This is a genomic window from Pandoraea nosoerga, assembly GCF_902459585.1.
In the GTDB taxonomy this organism is placed as follows: Bacteria; Pseudomonadota; Gammaproteobacteria; order Burkholderiales; family Burkholderiaceae; genus Pandoraea; species Pandoraea nosoerga.
Genome location: NZ_CABPSC010000019.1, coordinates 60228 through 84324, shown reverse-complemented (window position 1 = coordinate 84324; position 24097 = coordinate 60228). Strand labels below are relative to the sequence as shown.

The 24097-nt window shown below is 63.2% G+C and carries 17 protein-coding genes and 2 rRNA genes; 16 read left to right on the top strand and 3 right to left on the bottom strand.

Going from position 1 to position 24097, the window contains the following annotated elements; translation table 11 throughout:
* From PNO31109_RS20110 to PNO31109_RS20100, 3 genes are all read left to right on the top strand, one after another.
* Nucleotides 1-2709: ribosomal RNA gene (locus PNO31109_RS20110) — 23S ribosomal RNA — on the top strand; the annotation flags it as partial.
* A gap of 126 nt (nucleotides 2710-2835) precedes the next feature.
* A 5S ribosomal RNA gene (gene rrf / locus PNO31109_RS20105) occupies nucleotides 2836-2948 on the top strand.
* Nucleotides 2949-3291: 343 nt separating this feature from the next.
* Nucleotides 3292-4089 (top strand): DUF3047 domain-containing protein, encoded by a 798-nt coding sequence (locus PNO31109_RS20100; protein ID WP_174966483.1) that lies wholly within the window; start codon nucleotides 3292-3294, stop codon nucleotides 4087-4089.
* Nucleotides 4090-4193: 104 nt separating this feature from the next.
* Here the strand turns inward: PNO31109_RS20100 and PNO31109_RS20095 are convergent, their stop codons facing one another.
* Nucleotides 4194-5390 carry a M20 aminoacylase family protein gene (locus PNO31109_RS20095; RefSeq protein WP_150557211.1) on the bottom strand — a complete coding sequence of 399 codons (1197 nt, stop codon included), beginning with the start codon at nucleotides 5388-5390 and terminating at the stop codon, nucleotides 4194-4196.
* A 214-nt stretch (nucleotides 5391-5604) separates the two neighbouring features.
* On the opposite strand from PNO31109_RS20095, the gene PNO31109_RS20090 reads away from it, so the two are divergent.
* Both PNO31109_RS20090 and PNO31109_RS20085 read left to right on the top strand, forming a co-directional pair.
* Nucleotides 5605-7680, top strand: a complete 2076-nt coding sequence (locus PNO31109_RS20090; protein ID WP_150557210.1) for a molybdopterin-containing oxidoreductase family protein — start codon at nucleotides 5605-5607, stop codon at nucleotides 7678-7680.
* Between the two features lie 19 nt (nucleotides 7681-7699).
* On the top strand, nucleotides 7700-8920 hold the full coding sequence (locus PNO31109_RS20085; RefSeq protein WP_244958216.1) for an aminopeptidase: 1221 nt from the start codon (nucleotides 7700-7702) through the stop codon (nucleotides 8918-8920).
* 261 nt (nucleotides 8921-9181) lie between these two features.
* Here PNO31109_RS20085 and PNO31109_RS20080 read toward each other — a convergent pair whose 3' ends face one another.
* Nucleotides 9182-9661: a MarR family winged helix-turn-helix transcriptional regulator gene (locus PNO31109_RS20080; RefSeq protein ID WP_150557209.1), complete on the bottom strand. Its 480-nt coding sequence runs from the start codon at nucleotides 9659-9661 to the stop codon at nucleotides 9182-9184.
* 183 nt (nucleotides 9662-9844) lie between these two features.
* Nucleotides 9845-11065, bottom strand: coding sequence for a porin (locus PNO31109_RS20075; protein WP_150557208.1), 1221 nt, complete (start codon nucleotides 11063-11065; stop codon nucleotides 9845-9847).
* Between the two features lie 318 nt (nucleotides 11066-11383).
* Here PNO31109_RS20075 and coq7 point away from each other — a divergent pair, with 318 nt between their 5' ends.
* The 11 genes from coq7 to murG all read left to right on the top strand — a co-directional run bounded on the left by coq7 (nucleotide 11384) and on the right by murG (nucleotide 24096).
* Nucleotides 11384-12040, top strand: coding sequence for a 2-polyprenyl-3-methyl-6-methoxy-1,4-benzoquinone monooxygenase (gene coq7 / locus PNO31109_RS20070; RefSeq protein ID WP_150557207.1), 657 nt, complete (start codon nucleotides 11384-11386; stop codon nucleotides 12038-12040).
* A 420-nt stretch (nucleotides 12041-12460) separates the two neighbouring features.
* Nucleotides 12461-12889, top strand: coding sequence for a division/cell wall cluster transcriptional repressor MraZ (gene mraZ, locus PNO31109_RS20065; protein ID WP_150557206.1), 429 nt, complete (start codon nucleotides 12461-12463; stop codon nucleotides 12887-12889).
* 22 nt (nucleotides 12890-12911) lie between these two features.
* On the top strand, nucleotides 12912-13865 hold the full coding sequence (rsmH, locus tag PNO31109_RS20060; protein WP_150557205.1) for a 16S rRNA (cytosine(1402)-N(4))-methyltransferase RsmH: 954 nt from the start codon (nucleotides 12912-12914) through the stop codon (nucleotides 13863-13865).
* The gene (ftsL, locus tag PNO31109_RS20055) at nucleotides 13862-14206 is read left to right on the top strand and encodes a cell division protein FtsL (RefSeq protein ID WP_150557204.1); all 345 of its coding nucleotides are present in this window, start codon (nucleotides 13862-13864) and stop codon (nucleotides 14204-14206) included. Before rsmH ends, ftsL begins: the two co-directional genes overlap by 4 nt.
* Complete coding sequence (locus PNO31109_RS20050; RefSeq protein WP_150557203.1) at nucleotides 14203-15978, top strand: peptidoglycan D,D-transpeptidase FtsI family protein; 1776 nt, start codon at nucleotides 14203-14205, stop codon at nucleotides 15976-15978. The genes ftsL and PNO31109_RS20050 overlap by 4 nt, the downstream gene beginning before the upstream one ends.
* Before the next feature lie 32 nt (nucleotides 15979-16010).
* Nucleotides 16011-17549 (top strand): UDP-N-acetylmuramoyl-L-alanyl-D-glutamate--2,6-diaminopimelate ligase, encoded by a 1539-nt coding sequence (locus PNO31109_RS20045; RefSeq protein WP_150557214.1) that lies wholly within the window; start codon nucleotides 16011-16013, stop codon nucleotides 17547-17549.
* On the top strand, nucleotides 17546-18943 hold the full coding sequence (locus PNO31109_RS20040) for a UDP-N-acetylmuramoyl-tripeptide--D-alanyl-D-alanine ligase (RefSeq protein WP_150557202.1): 1398 nt from the start codon (nucleotides 17546-17548) through the stop codon (nucleotides 18941-18943). The genes PNO31109_RS20045 and PNO31109_RS20040 overlap by 4 nt, the downstream gene beginning before the upstream one ends.
* 15 nt (nucleotides 18944-18958) lie before the next feature.
* Nucleotides 18959-20128, top strand: a complete 1170-nt coding sequence (gene mraY, locus PNO31109_RS20035) for a phospho-N-acetylmuramoyl-pentapeptide-transferase (protein WP_150557201.1) — start codon at nucleotides 18959-18961, stop codon at nucleotides 20126-20128.
* 67 nt (nucleotides 20129-20195) lie between these two features.
* Nucleotides 20196-21731, top strand: a complete 1536-nt coding sequence (gene murD, locus PNO31109_RS20030) for a UDP-N-acetylmuramoyl-L-alanine--D-glutamate ligase (RefSeq protein ID WP_150557200.1) — start codon at nucleotides 20196-20198, stop codon at nucleotides 21729-21731.
* The gene (gene ftsW, locus PNO31109_RS20025; protein ID WP_150557199.1) at nucleotides 21728-22996 is read left to right on the top strand and encodes a putative lipid II flippase FtsW; all 1269 of its coding nucleotides are present in this window, start codon (nucleotides 21728-21730) and stop codon (nucleotides 22994-22996) included. Before murD ends, ftsW begins: the two co-directional genes overlap by 4 nt.
* Nucleotides 22993-24096: an undecaprenyldiphospho-muramoylpentapeptide beta-N-acetylglucosaminyltransferase gene (gene murG / locus PNO31109_RS20020; protein WP_150557198.1), complete on the top strand. Its 1104-nt coding sequence runs from the start codon at nucleotides 22993-22995 to the stop codon at nucleotides 24094-24096. Before ftsW ends, murG begins: the two co-directional genes overlap by 4 nt.
* Nucleotide 24097: the final 1 nt, after the last annotated feature.

Sequence of the window (24097 nt, the reverse complement as noted above, 5' to 3'; positions counted from 1 at the left end):
GAAGCGAACGCGGCGAACTGAAACATCTAAGTAGCTGCAGGAAAAGAAATCAACCGAGATTCCCAAAGTAGTGGCGAGCGAAATGGGATCAGCCTTCAAGATTTAGCACCGGTGTTATCAGAACGGAATGGAAAGTCCGGCCATAGTGGGTGATAGCCCCGTATGAGAAAACCCTGGTGTGGAACTAAGCTTGAGAAAAGTAGGGCGGGACACGTGAAATCCTGTCTGAAGATGGGGGGACCATCCTCCAAGGCTAAATACTCGTAATCGACCGATAGTGAACCAGTACCGTGAGGGAAAGGCGAAAAGAACCCCGGGAGGGGAGTGAAATAGATCCTGAAACCGCATGCATACAAACAGTCGGAGCCTCGTAAGGGGTGACGGCGTACCTTTTGTATAATGGGTCAGCGACTTACATTCAGTGGCGAGCTTAACCGAATAGGGAAGGCGTAGCGAAAGCGAGTCCGAATAGGGCGTTCAGTCGCTGGGTGTAGACCCGAAACCAAGTGATCTATCCATGGCCAGGTTGAAGGTGCGGTAACACGTACTGGAGGACCGAACCCACTAACGTTGAAAAGTTAGGGGATGAGCTGTGGATAGGGGTGAAAGGCTAAACAAACTTGGAAATAGCTGGTTCTCTCCGAAAACTATTTAGGTAGTGCCTCGTGTATCACCTTCGGGGGTAGAGCACTGTCATGGTTGAGGGGTCCATTGCGGATTACCTCGCCATAGCAAACTCCGAATACCGAAGAGTGCAATCACGGGAGACAGACATCGGGTGCTAACGTCCGGTGTCAAGAGGGAAACAACCCAGACCGCCAGCTAAGGTCCCTAAATATTGCTAAGTGGGAAACGAAGTGGGAAGGCTAAAACAGTCAGGAGGTTGGCTTAGAAGCAGCCACCCTTTAAAGAAAGCGTAATAGCTCACTGATCGAGTCGTCCTGCGCGGAAGATGTAACGGGGCTAAGCAATATACCGAAGCTGCGGATGCGAGCTTGCTCGCATGGTAGGAGAGCGTTCTGTAAGCCTGTGAAGGTGACTTGTAAAGGTTGCTGGAGGTATCAGAAGTGCGAATGCTGACATGAGTAGCGATAAAGGGGGTGAAAGGCCCCCTCGCCGTAAGCCCAAGGTTTCCTACGCAACGTTCATCGGCGTAGGGTGAGTCGGCCCCTAAGGCGAGGCAGAGATGCGTAGCTGATGGGAAGCAGGTTAATATTCCTGCACCGTCGTATGATGCGATGGGGGGACGGATCGCGGAAGGTTGTCCGGGTGTTGGAAGTCCCGGTCCCTGCAGTGGAGAAGGCACTTAGGCAAATCCGGGTGCGTAATTCAAGGCTGTGGGGCGAGCGAACTTGTTTCGCGAAGCAATTGGAAGTGGTTCCAAGAAAAGCCTCTAAGCTTCAGTCATACGAGACCGTACCGCAAACCGACACAGGTGGGCGAGATGAGTATTCTAAGGCGCTTGAGAGAACTCGGGAGAAGGAACTCGGCAAATTGGTACCGTAACTTCGGGATAAGGTACGCCCTTGTAGCTTGACTGGCCTGCGCCAGAAGGGTGAAGGGGTTGCAATAAACTGGTGGCTGCGACTGTTTAATAAAAACACAGCACTCTGCAAACACGAAAGTGGACGTATAGGGTGTGACGCCTGCCCGGTGCCGGAAGATTAAATGATGGGGTGCAAGCTCTTGATTGAAGTCCCGGTAAACGGCGGCCGTAACTATAACGGTCCTAAGGTAGCGAAATTCCTTGTCGGGTAAGTTCCGACCTGCACGAATGGCGTAACGATGGCCACACTGTCTCCTCCCGAGACTCAGCGAAGTTGAAGTGTTTGTGATGATGCAATCTACCCGCGGCTAGACGGAAAGACCCCATGAACCTTTACTGTAGCTTTGCATTGGACTTTGAACCGGTCTGTGTAGGATAGGTGGGAGGCTTTGAAGCAGGAACGCTAGTTTCTGTGGAGCCGTCCTTGAAATACCACCCTGGCTTGTTTGAGGTTCTAACCTAGGTCCGTAATCCGGATCGGGGACAGTGCATGGTAGGCAGTTTGACTGGGGCGGTCTCCTCCCAAAGTGTAACGGAGGAGTACGAAGGTACGCTAGGTACGGTCGGAAATCGTGCTGATAGTGCAATGGCAAAAGCGTGCTTAACTGCGAGACTGACAAGTCGAGCAGGTGCGAAAGCAGGTCATAGTGATCCGGTGGTTCTGTATGGAAGGGCCATCGCTCAACGGATAAAAGGTACTCTGGGGATAACAGGCTGATACCGCCCAAGAGTTCATATCGACGGCGGTGTTTGGCACCTCGATGTCGGCTCATCTCATCCTGGGGCTGTAGCCGGTCCCAAGGGTATGGCTGTTCGCCATTTAAAGAGGTACGTGAGCTGGGTTTAAAACGTCGTGAGACAGTTTGGTCCCTATCTGCCGTGGGCGTTGGAAGTTTGAAGGGGGCTGCTCCTAGTACGAGAGGACCGGAGTGGACGAACCTCTGGTGTACCGGTTGTCACGCCAGTGGCATCGCCGGGTAGCTATGTTCGGAAGAGATAACCGCTGAAAGCATCTAAGCGGGAAACTCGCCTTAAGATGAGACTTCCCTGGGAACTCGATTCCCCTTAAGGGTCGTTCAAGACCAGGACGTTGATAGGTCAGGTGTGGAAGCGCAGTAATGCGTTAAGCTAACTGATACTAATTGCCCGTGAGGCTTGATCCTATAACCAGTGTGTTTTCCTGGTGTGAGTATCGCAATCTGTGCCGATACCAATCACAACCCAAAGGTTGTACTACGCTTCTTCCGAATTGGTTTCGCTGACCCCGTCAGCGGAACATACAAGTTATGCCTGATGACCATAGCGAGTTGGAACCACCCCTTCCCATCCCGAACAGGACCGTGAAACGACTCCACGCCGATGATAGTGCGGATTCCCGTGTGAAAGTAGGTAATCGTCAGGCTCCCCTTAAAAACCCCTTGCCAGTCGCCTGGCAAGGGGTTTTTGCTTTGCAGGGGCGCTTGAGTGTTGCTTTTGCCTGCCTCCGAAAATGAAGCCTTGGGATGCATGGATGGCCCCATGCCGGCACGGGTGCAATGCGCTGGGGGGGCGTTGACCTGCGCACAGCACAACATGCAGCTTTGTCCCTGTTGTTCCACTGCAATGAGGTGAAATTCCCTGTAGATGGACGGTCACTTCTCGCTTAGCATTTCCTCCACGGGGTTAGTGCAGTTTGGGGAGCAAGACGGGTGGTGAATCCAATTCGAAGCAGACGCCATGCAATATGGCGTTCGGGACGTGCGTGCGTGATCGCCGCCGCCGTGGTCGCAGGAGTCAGCGGATGCGCGCAGCTGGATCCGAAGCATGAGGTGCCGATTTCGGTGCCGATTTCCCACGCCGCGCCATCGCACCACGACGACATCGCCCCCCTTTCTGCTGTCACGACTTCGGACGGACTGCCTCCGCACTGGGAGACCTATCTCGTCACGCGTAACAAGCGGCTGACAGCTTACGAACAGATGGCCGACAGTGACGGCATTGCCGTCATTCGTGCGCGGGTCGACGGATCGGCCTCTGGTATCGCGCAGAAACTCGATATCCCGGTTTATGCCGGTACGAAACTGGCGTGGCGTTGGCGTGCCGATGCGCTTCCCGCCGACGCCGACATCCGCACGAAGCGTTTCGATGACGCTCCCGTCCGTATTGCTCTCGCATTCGACGGTGACTCGGGAAAGCTGACCGTGCAGGATCATCTGCATCGCGAGCTGGCTCGTCTGGTGAGCGGCCGCGATCTTCCCTACGCGACGTTGATATACACCTGGGGCGACGGGAAGTTCGCCAAGGACGAGATCATTGCCAACCCCTATACCGGACGTATTCGCTCCGTGGTCGTCGAGCGTGGCGAAGCGAATCTCGGTAAATGGTTGGTCTATTCGCGTGACATTGCCAGCGACTACGAGCGAGCGTTCGGTGAACCACCGGGGCGTCTGATCGGTATTGCGATCATGAGCGATGGTGACAACACGCAATCCAAATACACCGCCTGGTACGGGGACATTCGTCTGGACACGGACGCGATTCCGACGACAACAGCCGCCAAATAATCAGACGTTCGCGACAAACGTAAGAAACGTGAGAAACGAAAAAAGGCCGGCAAGTCATTTTGCCGGCTTTGTTCATTCTTCCGTGCGGACCAGGCCGTGGAGCGTCATTGATTGCGGGCGAAGTACGTCTCGACCAGCTTTACCCAATAGGTGCCGCCCAGCGGCAACAGGTCATCGTTGAAGTCGTAGCTGGCGTTGTGCAGGTTGCATGGGCCAAGGCCGTGACCATGGTCGCGGTGCGAACCGTCGCCATTTCCGATGAAAACGTACGCGCCGGGCTTCTCGAGGAGCATGAAAGAGAAGTCTTCCGCGCCCATCGTCGGCTCGACCTTGTCGTTGACGTTTTCGTCGCCCACGACCTGGCGCATGACGTCCGCGCACAGGCTTGCCATGGCGGGATCGTTGATCGTGGGCGGGTAATTGCGATGGAACTCGACGTTGGCCGCGCAGCCGAGGCCTTTGGCCACAAACTCCGAAATTTCACGCATACGCGACTCGATTAGATCGAGCACCTCGATCGAGAACGTGCGAACCGTTCCGCCGAGCCATGCTTCGTCGGGCACTACGTTGGTCGTGTCACCGGCATGGATCTGCGTGATGGACAGCACAGCCGAGTCGATGGGGCGCTTGTTGCGGGAGATGATGCTTTGCAGCGCCTGGGCCACGTGCACCGCAGCGAGCACGGGGTCGATGCCGGCATGGGGAATGCCAGCGTGCGTTCCCTTGCCGCGCAAGGTGATCTTGAACTCATTGCTCGACGCCATCATCGGGCCGGGGGTCACGGCAAATGTGCCGCTCGGCGTGCCGGGCCAGTTGTGCATTCCGAAAACCGCTTCCATCGGGAAGCGCTCGAACAGGCCGTCCTTGATCATTTCGCGGGCGCCGCCGCCGCCTTCTTCGGCAGGCTGGAAAATCAGATAAACGGTGCCGTCGAAATGGCGATGCTTCTGCAGATATTGCGCCGCAGCAAGCAGCATGGCCGTATGTCCGTCGTGCCCGCACGCATGCATCTTGCCTTCATGCTTCGACGCATGTTCGAACGTATTCGCTTCGTGAATCGGCAGTGCGTCCATGTCGGCACGAAGGCCGATCGCACGGTCGCTGGTGCCGTTCTTGATGATGCCGACCACGCCTGTCGTGCCGAGGCCCCGGTGAATCGGGATGCCCCACTTGGTCAGCGTATCGGCAACGATGTCCGACGTCCGTTTCTCTTCGAAGCAAAGCTCCGGGTGGGCATGGATGTCACGTCGGATGGACTGAATTTCGCCGCGGGCGGCGTCGATTTCTGGGATCAGCTTCATGTCGGGTTTTCCTGCGGAGCGCAATGGCCCATCTTACCCCTAATGGACGGGTATGACACCCTGGCTGGGAATCGGCCGAGCGGCGCCCCGGAAACGGCCGAAAAACGCCCTGATGCGCCGCGCGGCGGGGCAGGGCGCGAACGAACGTAATACAATAGCGCCAACGTCCCCACTGTCCCCTGGCGACGTATTTGCGTAGAGAAAAGGAGTAGTGATGACGACCGAAGCCCACGTCGTTCGGGCCGCATGCCCGCATGACTGTCCCGATACGTGCGCGCTGCACGTAACGGTGGAGAACGGCGTTGCGATCAAGGTTCAGGGCGATCCCGACCATCCGACGACCAAGGGCGTGTTGTGTACGAAAGTCGCTCGCTACACCGAACGGACCTATCATCCCGAGCGCCTGCTGCACCCGCTAAAGCGTGTCGGCCCGAAAGGCAGCGGCCAGTTCGTGCGGGTAAGTTGGGACGAGGCGCTCGACGAGATTGCCGCTCGGCTCGGGGCCATCGCGGCACGCGAGCCGGAAGCGATCCTGCCGTACAGCTACGCGGGCACGATGGGTTTCGTGCAGGGTGAATCGATGGCGGCACGATTTTTCAACAAGATTGGCGCGTCGGAGCTCGATCGCACCATCTGCGCGAGTGCAGGCGCGGCCGGCATGCGTTACACGTATGGCGCGGGCGTGGGCATGCATGTCGAACATTTCGTCGACAGCAAGCTGATCCTGATCTGGGGCAGCAACCCGATCACCTCGAGCGTGCACTTCTGGGCGATCGCGCAGGAGGCTAAGCGCCGTGGGGCAAAGCTCATTGCCATTGATCCGTATCGTTCTCTGACGGCCGAAAAATGCCACCAGCACATTGCGTTGCTTCCCGGCACCGATGCTGCGCTCGCGCTCGGCATGATGCACGTTCTGATCAATGAGGATCTTGTCGATCACGAATACATCGCGCGTCACACAGTCGGATATCCTCAGCTCAAGGAGCGTGTGCGGCGCTATACGCCATCGCGCGTGGCGGAAATCTGCGGAATCAGTGAAGACGTCATCATCGCGCTGGCGCGGGAATACGCTAGCGTCAGGCCTGCGGCGATTCGCCTCAACTACGGCATGCAGCGCGTCCGGGGCGGCGGGCAGGCCACGCGCGCGATCGCATGCCTGCCGGCGTTGATCGGCGCCTGGCGCGATCCGGCAGGCGGGCTGCTGATGTCGACGTCCGGCTTTGCGCCGGTGGACGGCGTGGCTCAAGCCCGTCCGGATCTGCGGCCCAGGCAGGACCGGCCCCCGCGTGTGGTCAACATGAGCGCCATTGGCGATGCGTTGTGCCATCCGGGCGGTGGAACGTTCGGGCCGAAGATCGAGGCCGTCATCGTCTACAACAGTAACCCGGTCGCCGTGGCCCCCGAGTCGGCCAAGGTTGCCGAGGGTTTCGGACGCGACGATTTGTTCACGGTCGTACTCGAACACTTCCAGACCGATACCGCGGACTATGCCGATTTCGTGCTGCCGGCCACGACACAGCTCGAGCACCTCGACATCCACAAGGCATATGGCCACACCTATCTGCTGGCCAACAACCCCGCGATCGCCCCGCTGGGCGAAGCGAAACCGAATTCGGAGATCTTCCGTCTGCTGGCGAAGCGGATGGGCTGGCAGGAGCCATGCTTTTCCGACACGGACGATGACCTCGCGGCACAGTCCATTCGCTGGAACGACGCCCGCATGGCGGGCAGCAGTTGGGAACAGCTCAAGCGCGACGGCTGGATCCGCTATGACCTTCCCGAAGCACCGTTCGCCAACGGTCAGTTCTATACCCCGTCGGGCAAGTGCGAGTTCTATTCCGAGCGGATGCTGGAGGAGGGTTTCGACCCATTGCCGGATTGGGTGCCGCCCTACGAATCGGCTGCCAGCAATCCGGCGTTGGCCGAGCGCTACCCGTTGGCGATGATTTCGCCGCCGGCGCGCAACTTCCTTAATTCAAGCTTCGTAAACGTCGACAGCCTGCGCGCCTCGGTAGGGGAGCCGACGCTCGACATCCACCCGTCAGACGCTGCCCCGCGAGGGATTGCCGACGGTGACATCGTGAAGATCTTCAACGATCGGGGCACGTTGAACGCGAAGGCCCGCGTCACCGATCGTGCGCGGGAGGGCGTGGTCGTCGGCCTGTCGATCTGGTGGAAGAAACTCGCGCCGGATGGCAAGAACGCCAATGAGGTCACGAGTCAACAACTGACCGATCTCGGACGCGCGCCGACGTTTTACGATTGCCTCGTCGACGTGGCGCCGTTATAACGCGGCATCGGCGGCAGCAATGGCGGGCGTCGACGAGGGGCAGCGCATGGGCCGTCAGCATTTCAAAAAGGTACCGCAGGCGTTCCGTCTGCCGCTGTGCCGGGCGATGCCCATGATTGCCGCGCTGCCGGCGACGCGGGCGTGTCGCGCGTTAGCGGCCGTGGCAGTGAACGGACTGCTGTTCGCGCTGGCGGGATGCAGTCAGGTCGGATACTACGCGCAGTCCATCAACGGACACTTCGCCGTGCTGCACAAGGCACAGCCAGTGGCAGACCTGCTGGCCGACCCGTCGCTCGACCCGCGCCTGCGTGCGCGGCTTGTCGAGGCCGAACAGATTCGAAGCTATGCCGTGACGTCGCTGGGTGAGCCGGACAATGGCAGCTATCGCAGCTACGCCGATCTGAAGCGGCCCTTCGTTGTCTACAACGTGTTCGCCGCACCCCCGCTCTCCCTGAAGCTCCATGAATCATGCTTGCTGGTCGTTGGCTGTGTGGAATATCGTGGGTATTACTCGCGCGAGTCCGCCGAAGCATACGCGGCTGAGTTGCACCGCGACGGTTGGGAGACGTTCGTCGCGGGTATTCCGGCGTACTCGACGTTGGGGTATTTCGACGATCCGCTGCTCAATACCTTCATTTACCTGCCGCGCGCGGAAGTCGCCCGCATGATCTTCCATGAGCTCGCGCATCAGATACTGTTCGTTCGGGGGGACACGGCGTTCAACGAGTCGTTCGCCGTGGCGGTGGAGACCGTAGGCGTGCGCCGATGGCTGAGCGAGCACCCCGATGCCGCCATGGAGTACGAGCGCTACGACGCGCACCGGCGCCAGTTCCGCAAGCTGGTCGACGGCTATCGGAAGCGTCTGGAGACGCTGTATGCCAGTGCTGCGTCAGATGCCGATAAAGCGGTGCAGAAAGACGCCTTGTTCGCCGCCATGCGCGCGGACTATGACGCTCTGAAGCGCTCATGGGGCGGATACCAAGGCTTCGATCTATGGTTTGCCAGTGACCTGAACAATGCGAAGATCGGCTCCTTCGCCACCTACAACCAATGGGTTCCGGCATTCATGGCGCTGCTTGCGCAGGAACACGACGATTTGCCAAGGTTCTATGCGGCCGTCAAGGCGATGTCGAAACGCCCGGAGGCCGAGCGCAACGCGGCGCTCACAACGCTGGACCATACGCCGGCCGCGATGGCCGCGAGAGCCATGATGGACACGCCGGTACAGGCCGGGCGATGACAGGCCGCCCTTGAGAGGACGGCCGTGCGTTCCCTGCGCAAGCGCTGGATGTCAGTCCAGGAAAGTCGAGAACGGAAAGGGGCTTCTGCGGCCCCGTGCAAAAGAATGGTCGTGGCCGAGCGGCAGGGGCAGACTACGACTGGCGCCGCGCTCGACGCACGGCGGTTTCGCTCGGCGGCGATGACGATACGATCGCCTAATGGCACGGGCGCGCGAGCCAGCGCACGAGCCAGCGCAGGCGGGGTATCGGCGGGGTATCGCTCAGCCGATCACCGTCTTGAGATCGCCCAGCAGGCCGTACAGCTGTTGTCGGCGGTCTTCAGGAAGACGTCCCAGGCGCGCTTCGATCCACTGCTCGTGAGCCCGTGCCATATTGGAAAAGGCTTTTTTGCCTCGCGGTGTGAGCTTGATGAGGAAGGCCCGCCGATCGTTGACGACCGTTTCGCGCGTCACCCAACCTTCCTTCTCCAACTGATCGGTGATACCGGTCACGTTCCCGCCGGTGACCATCATCCGCTTGCTCAGCTCGCCCATCTTCAATCCCTCGGGATGACGGTCGAGCTGCGCGAGTAAATCGAAGCGCGGCAGCGTGCAGTCGAACTCTTGGCGCAGGCGCGAACGAATGTCCGTCTCGATCATGTTGGCGCAGGTGAGGAGCCGCAACCACAGGCGCAGTGCGTCGTGCTCGCGATCGTGGGCGCGCGTTTCGAGATCGAGAGAGTCCGAGTCGGCGAGGCTCATGGTCAAGGGAGCAGAAATTTACAATATGGAAATTTTAGGTTTGAAATAAACGTGAGGTCAAGATGGGGATGTACGGGGGGGGTGAGATGCACGAGCGGCGCGCTACGGCGAAGCGGCAGGGCAATAAAAAAGGGCACCCGAAGGTGCCCTTTCGTCAAAGCTTAAGTGACAGAAACTGTCAGCTTAGAACTTGTGACGGATACCAGCCGTAACGGCGAACTGGTTGGCGCTCGAGCTGGCCGGTTGACCGTTCAGCTGTGCCCACGAACCGTTCGTGGCGTGTTGCCAGTTGCCAACCAGGTACGTGTCGGTGCGCTTCGACAGGAAGTAGTCGACGCCCAGGTTGACTTGGTGCCACTTCGGCGACACTTCAGCACCACCGCTGTTGTACAGATTGGCTGCAACGGTGTTGCCGCTCAGCTTCGACCACGTGTAGGTGTACGACAGACCCAGTTGCAGAGCCGGCGTCAGCATGTACTTGGCGTTGGCTTCGATGTTGTCGAACTTCCAGCTGCCACCACCCACGCCCGGCAGGTAGTCGAACTTCGAGTGGCTGTACACCAGGCCGACGGTTGCCGGGCCGAATGCGAACGAGCCGCCCGCTGCGTAGATTTGTTGCTTGTCCACGACGCTGGTCGTTGCTGCGGTGCCGACCGTGCCGTTGTTCCATGCGCCGACTTCGTTCAGGTTGGCGTAGTCGCCGTTGATAGCGCCAGCCGTGCCGTTACCCGGCGTACCGATGTACAGATAACCAGCGCCCAACGTCAGCGGACCATTGGCGTAGCCCAGACCGGCCGACCATGCGCGGTTGTTTGCGAAGCCGCTGCCGCCGCCGTTGTTCGACTGGTTCGAGAAGCCATACAGGCCGCCGAACGTGAAGCCAGCGTAGTTGGCGCTCGTGTACTTGACCGAGTTGTTGATACGGAACGAGTTGTTCAGGTTGTCGTTATCGAACGGGTGAGCGCCCGAGAACGTTGCCCATTGGCTGCCGACAGCCAGCGGACCAACGAAGTCAACCACGGAGTCGTATTGACGACCGATGGTGACCGTACCAGCCGTAGCGCTGCTCAGACCAACGTAGGCCTGACGACCGAACATGCGGCCACCTTGACCCAGCGTGCCGTTACCCAGCGAGAAGCCGTTTTCCAAGACGAAGATCGCCTTCAGACCGCCGCCGAGATCTTCAGCGCCCTTCAGGCCCCAACGCGAACCTTGCAGGTTGCCGTTGCTGAACTTGAAGTTCTTGCTGCCGCTGGTGGTGTTTGCGTTGTTGCCAGCGTTGACTTCGTTGCTGACGTACGAAATGCCAGCGTCGATGATACCGTACAGGGTCACGCTGCTTTGTGCGTGAGCAGCGCCAGCGAATGCGCCGAGCACACCCAGAGCGAGAAGCGACTTTTTCATTGAGTGATCTCCAAAGGATTGTGAGATTTGTTTAACAAGGTCACTAGTGATAACGTCCTTGCTAATCAACTTCGCGAGAAGTTGGACGTAATGTAACAAATTCACTGTGGCCGGCAAAGGAAAAGGCCGGTTTTACGCGGGTTTCCGGCGCCCTTTGTTTCGTTTACGCAACAGCCCGGAAACCGGCGTCCGGCGGGCATTTCGCGCCTTTGCGCCCGCGCAGGGCGCGCCGGGCAAAGGCGCGTATCATGGACGGTGTGCGTGGAAGAATCGTCCTGCGTTCCACATAGTGAAAGATTTGGATGGGTTGAAAGTACGATGTTCTCCGACAGTCTGATCTCCGAGCTTGACCGTGGCCTGCGAGCGATCGCGGGCGTTACCCGGGCTTCGCGCCCGACGCCCGTGCCCCCTTCCTATATAGATGACGACGTCAGCGAAGCGCCGGCGGGCGACGACGCGCTTTCGCCGCGGGAGCGCCGCCACGTCGCGGGTCTCATGCGGGTGAACCACGTCGGCGAAGTCTGCGCGCAGGCGCTGTATCAGGCGCAGAAGCTCGCGACGAAGCGGCCCGAGCTGCGCGCTGCCTTCGAGCATGCGGGCAGGGAGGAGGAGGACCATCTTGCGTGGACCGCCCATCGCCTCTCGGAACTGGGCTCGCGCCCCAGTCTGCTGAATCCGCTCTGGTACGCCGGCGCGTTCGCAATTGGCTTCGTCGCGGGCAAGTGTGGTGACAGGGTCAGCCTCGGCTTCATGTCGGAGACGGAGCGCCAGGTCGAGCATCATCTTGAGGGTCATCTTGACGACCTGCCCGCCCACGACACGCGCTCGCGCGCCATCGTCGATCAGATGCGCATCGACGAAATCGAGCACGGCCAGGCCGCGCGGGATGCCGGCGGCGTCGAACTGCCCGTGCCGGTGCAGCGCGCCATGCGCGCCGCCGCGAAGGTCATGACGACGACCGCCTACTATATATAGAACGTCTGCGCCGTATTCCCCCGATCGACCCCTCATCCGGTATCGAACTTCCCTCGCGTGACGCCGCCGCCCGGCACAGCGCCGGCTTTCGCTCGGCGTGAGCGCGCACTCCCCGGTATCGATAGTGATGGCGGGCCTCCCGCGAGGCGACGCCGAAAGTTTGAGGTTCCACTTTCACTATCGCGTTTATGTCTTTAATTTTCCTGACAAAATTCCGTTTTTCGGCTTTAGGAAAGTGCGCTAAGTCATTGTTCTGTCTACCAAATTTCCTCCGAAAAACGGGTGAAAAGCTTGACCGCCCAAACACTCTCCTCTAAAGTGGGAAATAGTGTGAGAAAGTGTATTTTTGTGTGGCGTAAGGCACGAAATCTTTCTCTTTCGGCATGACAGGCAGGCGGACGAAACCTCACGGGAGCGCACGTGTTTCAGGGAGCCTCGGCACTTTCACTGGATGCGAAGGGACGGATGTCGATTCCGGCCCGGCATCGTGACGTGCTGCAGGGCGAAGCTGAAGGCAAGGTGACGATCACGAAGCACCCGGACGGATGTCTGTTGCTGTTCCCGCGTCCCGAATGGGAGATCTTCCGCGGCAAGATCGCCGCACTGCCGATGGACGCGCACTGGTGGCGGCGCATCTTCCTGGGCAACGCAGCCGACGTCGAGATGGATTCGGCCGGGCGTGTCCTGGTGGCGCCGGAGTTGCGCGCGGCCGCGGGCATGGACAAGGAAGTCATGCTGCTGGGCATGGGCAGTCACTTTGAACTCTGGGATGCCGCGACGTACACCGCCAAGGAACAGGCGGCGATGGCGCAAGGTATGCCGGAAGCACTCAAGAACTTCACTTTTTGACAGGTCAGGTGGTCCGACGAGCATGGCGCACGCGGTGGAAACGGTAATGCAGCACCGCACGGTCCTGCTGGAGGAGGCCGTGGATGCCTTGCTGTGGCGCGACGACGGCGTCTACGTCGACGGCACGTTCGGCCGCGGCGGGCACAGTCGCAGGCTACTGGAGCGGCTGGGCGCCAAGGGGAGGCTGATCGCATTCGATAAGGACCCCCAAGCGATCGCGGAGGCGGCAAAGATTGCCGATCCGCGATTTTCGATTGAGCACGACAGCTTCGCGACGTTGCGCGAAGCGCTGGCCCGACGCGGTATCGGCAAGGTGTCGGGCGTTTTGCTGGACCTGGGCGTCTCGTCGCCGCAGTTCGACGATCCCGCGCGCGGATTCAGTTTTCGACTCGACGGTCCGCTCGACATGCGCATGGATCCCACGCGCGGCGAGTCGGCTGCCGATTGGCTGGCCCGGGCAACGCTGGAAGAAATGACGGAGGTCATCAAGGACTATGGGGAAGAACGGTTTGCTTTTCAGATTGCAAAGGCGCTTGTTGCTCGCCGGGCAAACGCCGACCGCCTCGGCCCACTCGTCAGCACTCGGGAGCTTGCCGAGATCGTGGCTGGCGCCGTCAAGACCCGTGAGAAGGGCAAGGACCCGGCAACACGTACCTTTCAGGCTCTACGGATTCACGTCAATCAAGAGCTTGCGGACCTGCAGATAGCACTCGATGTGGCGGCCGATGTCCTCGAAACGGGAGGCAGACTCGTGGCGATCAGTTTTCATTCGCTGGAAGACCGTATCGTGAAGCGCTTCATGCAAGCGCACGCGAGCGCGCCGGCGGTGGATCGCCGCGTGCCCCTGCGCGCCCACGAAATTCCGGAGCCGCCCTTCAAGACCGGTCGCAAGATCAAGCCTTCGGCCGCCGAGATCGAAGCCAACCCGCGCGCGCGCTCGGCGATCATGCGCGTCATGGAGCGGGTGTCGACATGAGCCGGCTCAACATCCTCCTGCTCGCGCTGCTCATCGCGTGCGCCCTCTCGCTCATCAACGCGCAATACCGCGCTCGCGGCACGTTCGTCGAACTCAACCGCGAGCAGGCGCTCGAGCACCAGTTGCTGCAGGACTGGGACCGTCTCCAGTACGAGCAAAGTGCGCAGAGCAAGAGCGCGCGCATCGAAAGCGTGGCCCGCAGCGACCTGAAGATGCAGGCCGTCTCGCCGGGCCGCACGCAGTATCTGTCCGCCCCCGCCGGCAGCGCGGGCGCGATGATCGACGTACCGGTGCCCACCGCGAGCGCCGCGTCCGCCCCCGCAAGCGGAGGCAAGCGATGATCCGCCGCAAGGACGCCAAGGCCAAGACCAAGGACGTGCAGTTCTCCGCGAGTCCGGTCCTGTCCGTTCGCCTGCCGATGTGGCGCTCGAAGATGCTCGTGTTCATGATCTTCGGCGCGTTTGCGTCGCTGGTCGCCCGCGCCTTCTGGATTCAGGGCCCGGGCAACGCCTTCTATCAACGCCAGGGCGAGAGCCGTTACGAACGCACACTCGAGATGTCCGCCACGCGCGGCAAGGTGTTCGATCGTAACGGTCAGGTGCTCGCCACCAGCCTCCCCGTCAAGGCCATCTGGGCCATTCCCGAAGACGTGCCAGACGACGTCTCGCCGCAGAAGGTTCGCCAGTTGGCAAAGCTGCTCGAGATGAGCGAGCCGGACCTGCGCCGCAAGCTCAACCAGGAAAAGAGCTTCGTGTACGTGAAGCGTCAGGTGCTGCCGGACGTGGCCAAGCAAGTCGCCGACCTCGACATTCCCGGCATCTACCAGCGCAAGGAATACAAGCGTTTTTATCCGGAAGGCGAAATCGCGGCGCATATCGTCGGCTTCACCAACGTCGAGGACATCGGCCAGGAAGGCGTCGAGCTGTCGATGCAGAAGGCGTTGGCCGCGACCCCGGGCAGCCGCCGCGTGATCAAGGACCGGCTCGGGCGCGTGGTCGAGGATCTCGACATCCTCGCGCAGCCGCGCGACGGTCACGACATCACCCTGTCGATCGACAGCAAGATCCAGTTCCTCACCTACAGCGAACTCAAGGACGCCATCGAGCGCACCGGCGCGAAGGCCGGCAGCGCCGTGGTGCTCGACGTCCGCACGGGCGAAGTGCTCGCGCTCGCGAACCTGCCCACCTACAACCCGAACAACCGCACGAACCTGACCGGCGCACAGCTGCGCAATCGCGTCATCACCGACACGTTCGAGCCCGGCTCGATCATGAAGCCGATCACGATCGCCGCGGCCATGGAAAACGGCTATGTCAAACCGTCGTCGACGGTGATGACGACCGGCCGCGCCAACATGTTCGGCGCGACGATCACGGACACGCACGACTACGGCCTGCTCACCGTGCAGGGCGTCATCCAGAAGTCGAGCAACATCGGCACCGCGAAGATCGCGCTGCAGATGAAACCGCAGGAAATGTGGGACATGTTCACGAGCGTCGGGCTCGGTCAGGCGCCCAAGATCGGCTTTCCCGGCGCCGTGGCGGGCCGGCTGCGGCCAGCCAAGAGCTGGCGCCCGATCGAACAGGCGACGATGGGCTACGGCTATGGCCTGTCCGCGTCGCTCATTCAGCTCGCGCGCGCCTACACCGTGTTCGCTCACGACGGCGAATTGCTGCCCATCTCGATTTACAAGACCGATGGCAGCGTCGTGAAGGGTACGCCGGTGATCTCCCCGGCCACGGCGCGCGAAGTGCGCAAGATGCTCGAGATGGTGACGTCGCCGGGCGGCACGGCCACGCGCGCGCAGGTCGTCGGCTACCGCGTGGGTGGCAAGACCGGTACCGCGTACAAGCAATCGGGCCGCGGCTACGACAAGAGCAAGTACCGTGCATCGTTCGTCGGCATGGCGCCGATGTCGGAGCCGCGCATCATCGTGGCCGTCACGCTCGACGAGCCGGGACGCGGTTCGCATTACGGCGGCGTGGCAGCCGGTCCGGCATTCGCCGCAATCGTCGGCGGCACGCTGCGGGCGTTGAACGTGGTGCCGGATTCGCCGGTGACGAAGCTCGTCGTGAGCGACAAGGTCGAGGAGAGCGAGCCATGGGCACCGTGACGCCGACGCCTCGGAACCCGGCCACGCTGGCCATGATCGCGGACGCCGCCGAGCGCGCCGTGCTCGCGCAAGCCTGGGACTGGCTGCGCCGCACGGTGCCCGCTGGCGCCACGCTGCACGCCGACAGCCGCCGCGTGGCGCCGGGCGACGTGTTCGTGGCCTACGCGGTGAAGGGCGCCGACAGCCGGGGCTTCATTGCCGACGCGGTCGAGCGCGGCGCGGCCGCCGTGCTCTGGCAGAGCGACGGCTTCACGTGGCCGGCAGCGCTTGCCGGCCTTGCCAACGTGCCGCAATTCGGCGTGCCGCGTCTCGACCGGCTCGCGGGCCCGCTCGCGGCGCTGTGGTACGGCGAGCCGAGCGTCGGCATGACGGTGCTCGGCGTGACCGGCACGAACGGCAAGACGTCGTGCAGCCAGTGGCTCTCTCAACTGCTCTCGAAAGCGGGCACGCGCAGCGCCGTGATCGGCACGCTCGGCAGCGGCTTTCCCGGCCATCTGACGGTCACCGGCTTCACCACGCCCGACGCCGTGCAACTGCAGCGCAACCTTGCGGACCTGCGCGGGCAGGGCGCGGCCGCCGTCGCGATGGAAGTCTCGTCGCACGGCCTCTACCAGGGCCGCGTGAACGGGGTGGCGTTCGACGTCGCCGTGTTCACCAACCTCACGCAGGACCATCTCGATTACCACGGCACGATGGCCGAGTACGAAGCGGCAAAGACGCGCCTGTTCGACTGGCCAGGACTGAAAGCGGCCGTCATCAACCGTGACGACGCGATGGGGCGGCGCCTGCTCCAGCGTCTGGCCGGCAAGACGCCGGTCTACGAATTTGGCATTCACGGCGACGCGGGCTCGGCGCACGGCAACCGGGTGCTGCGCGCCGAAGACGTGCGCGCCACCACGTCCGGCACGCGTTTCACGCTGCATATCGACGACCAGAGTCAGCAGATCACGATCCCGCTCATTGGCGAATTCAACGTGAGCAATGCGCTCGCCGTGCTGGGCGCGGCGCTGGCTGCCGGCGTGCCGCAGGACGTTGCGATCGCCGGGCTGGCAACGCTCACGCCGGTGTCTGGCCGCATGGAGCAGATCGGCCAGCCGGGACAGCCGCTCGTCGTCATCGATTACGCTCATACGCCCGACGCGCTCGACAAGACACTCCACGCCCTGCGTCCGGTGGCAGCCGCACGCGGCGGCAAGCTGGTGTGCGTGTTCGGCTGCGGCGGCGATCGCGACGCGGGCAAGCGCCCGCAGATGGGCGCGGTGGCCGAGCGTCTGGCGGACGCCATCGTGCTCACGAGCGACAACCCGCGCACGGAAGCGCCGGCTGACATCATTGCGCAAATCGCCGCCGGGCTCGCACAACCCGACGCCGCGCGCCGCATCGAAGACCGCGCGAGCGCGATTTTGCAGGCCGTGCGAGCGGCGCAGGCGGCCGATGTCGTGCTGATCGCGGGCAAGGGACACGAAAGTACACAGGAAATCATGGGCAAGAAACGGCCGTTCTCCGATCAGGAGCATGCGCGTCTGGCATTGGCCGCGCGTGCGACCACGGTACGCGGAGGTGGCGAATGACGATGTGGCAGCTGAGCGACGCCCAGGCCGCCGTCACCGGGTCGCGCGTGACGGGAGCGCCGTCCACGGCGTTCGCCCGCGTCGTGACGGACAGCCGTTCGGTGCAGCCGGGCGATCTCTTTGTCGCGCTCAAGGGCGAGCGCTTCGACGCACACGACTTTCTCGCCGACGTGGCGCGCGCGGGCGCCGCCGCGGTGGTGGCCGCGCGCGTGCCGGACGGCTTCGGGACGCCCGCCCTCGTCGTGCCGGACACCCGCATCGCGCTGGGCGAGCTCGCCGCCGCATGGCGCCGCCGGTTCGCGATTCCCGTGGTGGCGGTGACCGGCAGCAACGGCAAGACGACCGTCAAGGAAATGATCTCGGCGATCTTCGCCGAAGCGGTCGGCGCCGACGCGCGCCTGGCCACCGCGGGCAACTTCAACAACGACATCGGCCTGCCGCTCACGCTGTTCCGGCTCAAGGCGGGCGACAAGCTCGCCGTGCTCGAACTGGGCATGAATCACCCGGGCGAGACGGCGTACCTCGCGCGCATCGCGCAGCCCACGGTGGCGGTGATCAACAACGCACAGCGGGAGCACCAGGAATTCATGGTGAGCGTAGCCGCGGTGGCCGAAGAGCATGCCGCCGTGCTCGCCGCGCTGCCACCCGAGGGCACTGCCGTATTCCCGGCCGAGAGCGAGTTCGCGCCGATGTGGCGCGAGATCGCGGGCAAGCGCCGCGTGCTCGACTTCGCGCTCGATGCGCGCGCCGCCGTCTCGGGCCGCTACGACGTGGCCACACGCGTGCTGCGCGTGGCGTCCCCCGCCGGGGAGTTCGCGCTTACGCTGCCGCTGCTTGGCGAACACAACGCCCGCAACGCGCTGGCCGCGATCGCGTGCGCGTTGGGCGCGCACGTCGACACCGGGTCGATCGCGCGGGCACTCGAAACGTTTGCGCCCGTCAAAGGCCGTCTCCAGGTGTCGACGCTCTCCAAGGGGCGTCTCGCCGGCGTCACGCTGATCGACGACACCTATAATGCGAACCCCGATTCGGTCCGGGCCGCAATCGACGTACTCGCTCAAACGCTGGCGCCGCGCGTGCTGGTGCTGGGCGACATGGGGGAAGTGGGCGACAACGGCCCGGCGTTCCATCGGGAAGTGGGCGAATATGCGGCGCAGCGCGGCGTCGATCGCCTGCTCGGGATGGGCGAGCTGACGCAAGCGGGCGTTGCCGCCTTCGGCGACGGCGGCGAGCATTTCGCAGACGTCGTGTCGCTCGTGGCCGAACTGAATGCCACATTGAGCGCGCCGGCGACGGTGCTGGTGAAGGGAAGCCGCTTCATGCGGATGGAGCGCGTGCTCGAAGCATTGCGCGCGACGAATGAAACCGCGGGCGGCGACGCCCCGGCCAAGTGATAAAGGATTGATGGAATGTTGCTGACGTTGGCGCAATGGCTGCAAGCGGATGCGAGCTATTTGCGCGTGTTCAACTACCTGACGTTTCGGGCCGTGATGGCAAGCCTCACGGCGCTGGTGATCGGGCTCGCTTTCGGGCCGATGGTCATCCGCAAGCTGACCGAAATGAAGGTGGGCCAGGCCGTGCGCACCGACGGCCCGCAGACTCACCTCGTGAAGTCGGGTACGCCCACGATGGGCGGTGTGCTGATTCTCATCGGCATTACCGTGGCCACGCTGCTGTGGGCCGATCTGAGCAACCGTTTCGTCTGGATCGTGCTGCTGGTCACCCTGGGCTTCGGCATCATCGGCTGGATCGACGATTATCGGAAGGTCGTCTACAAGGATCCGCGCGGCATGTCGTCGCGCGAGAAGTATTTCTGGCAATCGCTGATCGGCCTGTTTGCGGCGATCTACCTGGCGTTCTCGGTCTCCGAGACGAGCAACCTGAAGGTGTTCGAGCTGTTTATCGGCTGGGTGCGCGACGGTTTCCCGCTGGGATTGCCGCCGAAGGCCGACTTCATCGTGCCGTTCTTCAAGACGATGAGCTACCCGCTCGGCGTGTTCGGCTTCATCGCGCTCACCTATTTTGTCATCGTGGGCTCGTCCAACGCCGTTAACCTCACGGACGGTCTCGACGGCCTGGTCATCATGCCCGTCGTGCTCGTGGGGGCGGCGCTCGGCGTGTTCGCTTACGTAATGGGCAACGTGGTGTATTCGAAATACCTGCTGTTCCCGCACATTCCGGGCGCGGGCGAGCTGCTCGTGTTCTGTTCGGCGATGTCCGGCGCGGGGCTGGCGTTCCTGTGGTTCAACACGCATCCGGCACAGGTCTTCATGGGGGACGTCGGCGCGCTCGCGCTGGGCGGCGCGCTCGGCACGGTGGCGGTGATCGTGCGTCAGGAAATCGTGCTGTTCGTGATGGGCGGCGTGTTCGTGGCCGAGACGCTGTCGGTCATGCTGCAGGTGACGTGGTTCAAGTACACGAAGCGGCGGTTCGGCGAGGGGCGACGCATCTTCAAGATGGCGCCGCTGCACCACCACTTCGAACTGTCGGGCTGGAAAGAAACGCAGGTAGTGGTCCGTTTCTGGATCATCACACTGATGCTGGTGCTGATCGGCCTGTCCACGCTCAAGCTGCGCTGAGCGCGGCGGCAGCAGGCAAGCGATGCATTCGCAGGTGGTTTTGAAACGATAAAAGGGAAAGAGCGACGTGTTCGGCGAGAAGTTTGGTGAATCCTGGCAACCGCGTGTCCTGATCCTGGGTCTGGGAGAGTCCGGCCTGGCGATGGCGCGTTGGTGCGCGCGTTACGGCTGCCGTGTGCGCACGGCCGACACGCGCTTTGCCTCGGCGGATTCGTCGAATGTGCCGCCGAACCTCGCCACGCTGCGCGCCGAGGCGCCGCAAGCCGAATTCATCGGCGGCGCGTTCGCCGACCGGATCGATGCATTGCTCGACGACATCGAGCTCATCGGCATCAGCCCGGGCCTCTCGCCGCTCGCGCCCGACACCGCCGCGCTGCTGGCCGAGGCCGCCGAGCGCGGCGTGCCGGTTTGGGGCGAGATCGAATTCTTCGCGCAGGCGCTGCGCCACATGCAGGCGACGAGCGGCTACGCGCCGAAGGTGCTCGCGATCACGGGCACGAACGGCAAGACCACGACCACGAGCCTCACGGGATTACTGTGCCGGCGCGCCGGCAAGCGCACGGCCGTGGCCGGCAACATCAGCCCGACCGCGCTCGACCGGCTAACCGAGTGCATCGCCGACGCCACGCTGCCCGACGTCTGGGTGCTCGAACTCTCCAGCTTCCAGCTCGAGACCACGCACTCGCTCGCACCCGACGCGGCCGCGATCCTCAACATCACGCAGGACCACCTGGACTGGCATGGCGACATGGCGTCCTATGCCGCGGCCAAGGCACGTATTTTCGGCGCGCAAACCGTGCGCGTGCTCAATCGCGACGATGCGCGCGTGATCGCGTTCGCGTCGCCCGAGGCCAACGTCGTGACCTTCGGCACGGGCAAGCCCGACGCCGTGGGGGACTTCGGCCTGGAGATGGAAGGCGGCATGTGGTGGCTCGTCGAGGGCTTCACGCGCGACGACGCGCCGCCCGCGCCCAGGCGCCGCAAGGCGCAGGCCGTGGAAGCGAGCGTCGAGGTGCTGGGCAAGCGTCTCATGCCGGCCGACGCGCTGCGCATCCGCGGCCAGCACAACGCGGCCAATGCGCTGGCCGCGCTCGCGCTCGCGCGCGCCATCGACCTGCCGATGGCCAAGCTGCTGCACGGCCTGCGCGAATACCCGGGCGAGCCGCACCGCGTCCAACTCGTGGCCACCCTCAACGAGGTGGAGTACTACGACGACAGCAAGGGCACCAACGTGGGCGCGACGGTCGCCGCGATCACCGGGCTGCAGAAGACGCTGCTGCTGATCGCCGGCGGCGACGGCAAGGGGCAGGACTTCTCGCCGCTGGCCAACCCGGTCGCGCACCACGCGCGCGCCGTGCTGCTCATTGGCCGCGACGCGCCGCTGCTGCGTGAAGCGCTGGCCGACACGGGCGTCGAACTGATCGACGCTCCCACGCTCGAAGCCGCCACGCGCGAAGCGGCCCGCCTCGCCCAGCCCGGCGACGCGGTGCTGCTCTCGCCGGCCTGCGCCAGTCTGGACATGTTCCGCAACTACGAGCATCGGGCGCAGGTGTTTCGCGACACCGTGGTTGATCTGGCCGCCGACGCGGGGGTGATGCTATGAGCCGTATCAAGTCGTTCTTCAGCAAGAAGCGCCAGGCCGGCTTCGCCGGCGCGGGCTCGGCCACGGCCCCGGGCGCGGCGACCCATGCCGCGAGCCGCACGCTCAACGGCATCAAGCCGACGCGCTCGCGCATGCTCGAATACGACCACGCGCTGATGTGGGTGGTCATCGCGCTGCTCTCGCTCGGACTGGTGATGGTGTACTCGGCGTCGGTCGCGCTGCCCGATTCGCCGAAGTACAGCGGCTACTCGACGTTCCACTTTCTCGGCCGCCATATCGTGTCGCTCACGATGGGGCTCACGGCTGCGGCGATCACGTTCCGCATTCCGGTCAAGACGCTGGACAAGCTCGCGCCGAAGCTGTTCCTGCTCGCACTGGTACTGCTCGTGATCGTGCTGATCCCGCACGTGGGCAAGGGCGTGAACGGCTCGAAGCGCTGGATTCCGTTCGGCGTGCTCAACCTGCAGCCGTCCGAGATCATGAAGCTCGCGGTCACCCTGTACGCCGCGAACTACACCGTGCGCAAGCAGGAATTCATGCAGAGCTTCGGCAAGGGCTTCCTGCCGATGGGCATCGCCGTGGTGTTCGTCGGCTTGCTGCTGCTGCTCGAGCCCGACATGGGCGCGTTTATGGTGGTGGCCGCGATCGCGATGGGCATTCTGTTCCTCGGCGGGGTGAACGGCCGGCTCTTCGGCGGCCTGGCGCTCACCGCGGTGGGCACGTTCGCCATGCTGATCTGGCTCTCGCCATGGCGCCGCGAGCGGATCTTCGCGTATCTCGATCCGTGGCGCGAAGACTACGCGCTGGGCAAGGCGTACCAGCTCACGCACTCGCTCATCGCGTTCGGGCGCGGGGAATGGACCGGTGTGGGCCTGGGCGGCAGCATCGAGAAACTGCACTACCTGCCCGAAGCGCACACCGACTTCATCCTCGCGGTGATCGGCGAGGAGTTCGGATTCGTGGGCGTGCTCGTCGTCATCCTGCTGTTCTACTGGCTGGTGCGGCGCGCGTTCGAGATCGGCCGCCAGGCCCTCGCGCTCGAGCGCACCTTCGCGGGCCTGCTCGCCAAGGGCGTGGGCGTGTGGCTGGGCGCGCAGACCTTCATCAACATGGGCGTGAACCTCGGCCTGCTGCCGACCAAGGGGCTGACGCTGCCGCTGGTGAGCTACGGCGGCTCCGGGATCCTGCTCAACTGCGTGGCCGTCGCGATCCTGCTGCGGGTGGATTACGAGAACCGCGTGCTGATGCGGGGAGGCAAGGTATGACCGAGCGCGCAACCGCGATGCCCGCGCCGCAGACGAAGACGCGCACGCTGCTGGTCATGGCCGGCGGCACGGGCGGTCACGTCTTCCCGGGGCTCGCGGTGGCCAACTTCCTGCGGGTGCAGGGCTGGCGCGTGGTCTGGCTTGGCAACCCGAACGGCATGGAAGCCACGCTCGTGCCGAAGTACGACATTCCGATGGAATTCGTGAAGTTCGGCGGGCTGCGCGGCAAAGGGCTGGCGACCAAGTTCCTGCTGCCGTTCAACCTGCTGCGCGCGTTCTGGCAAAGCCTGGGCGCGATTCGCCGTGCGAAGCCGAGCGTGGTGCTCGGCATGGGCGGGTACATCACGTTCCCGGCCGGCATGATGGCCTCGCTGCTGGGCCGCCCGCTCGTGCTGCACGAGCAGAACTCGGTGGCGGGGCTCGCGAACAAGGTGCTCGCGCGCGTGGCGGACAAGGTGCTGCTGGCGTTCCCGGACACCATTGCGGGCGGCGAGTGGGTGGGCAACCCGATCCGCGCCGACTTCGACCACATGGCGCCGCCGGCCGAGCGCTACAACGCACGTACCGGGCCGCTGCGCATTCTCGTCGTGGGCGGCAGCCTGGGCGCCACGGTGCTCAACGAGATCGTGCCGAAGGCGCTGGCCCGGCTGCCGCGCGAAGCACGCCCGGTCGTCACGCACCAGGCGGGCGTGAAACATATTCAGACGCTGCAGGCGAATTACGCCGCGGCGGGGGTGACGGTCGAAGCCGTGCCGTTCATCGACGACATGGTCGCGGCCTACGCGGCGGCGGATCTGGTGATCTGCCGCGCGGGCGCGATGACGGTGGCCGAAGTGGCCGCGGCCGGGGTGGCGGCGCTCTTCGTGCCGTTCCCGCACGCGGTCGACGACCACCAGACGACCAATGCGCGTTTTCTCGCCGACAAGGGCGCGGCAACGCTGATCGACCAGCGAGAGCTGTCGGTCGAGACCCTGACCGAGTGGCTGCGCCGTCAGACGCGCGAATCGCTGCTCGCGATGGGAGAAAAAGCCAGGGCGCTCGCCAAGCCGGACGCCACCGAGCAGGTGGCGCGCGTGTGCGCGGCCCTGGCCAAGGATTGAA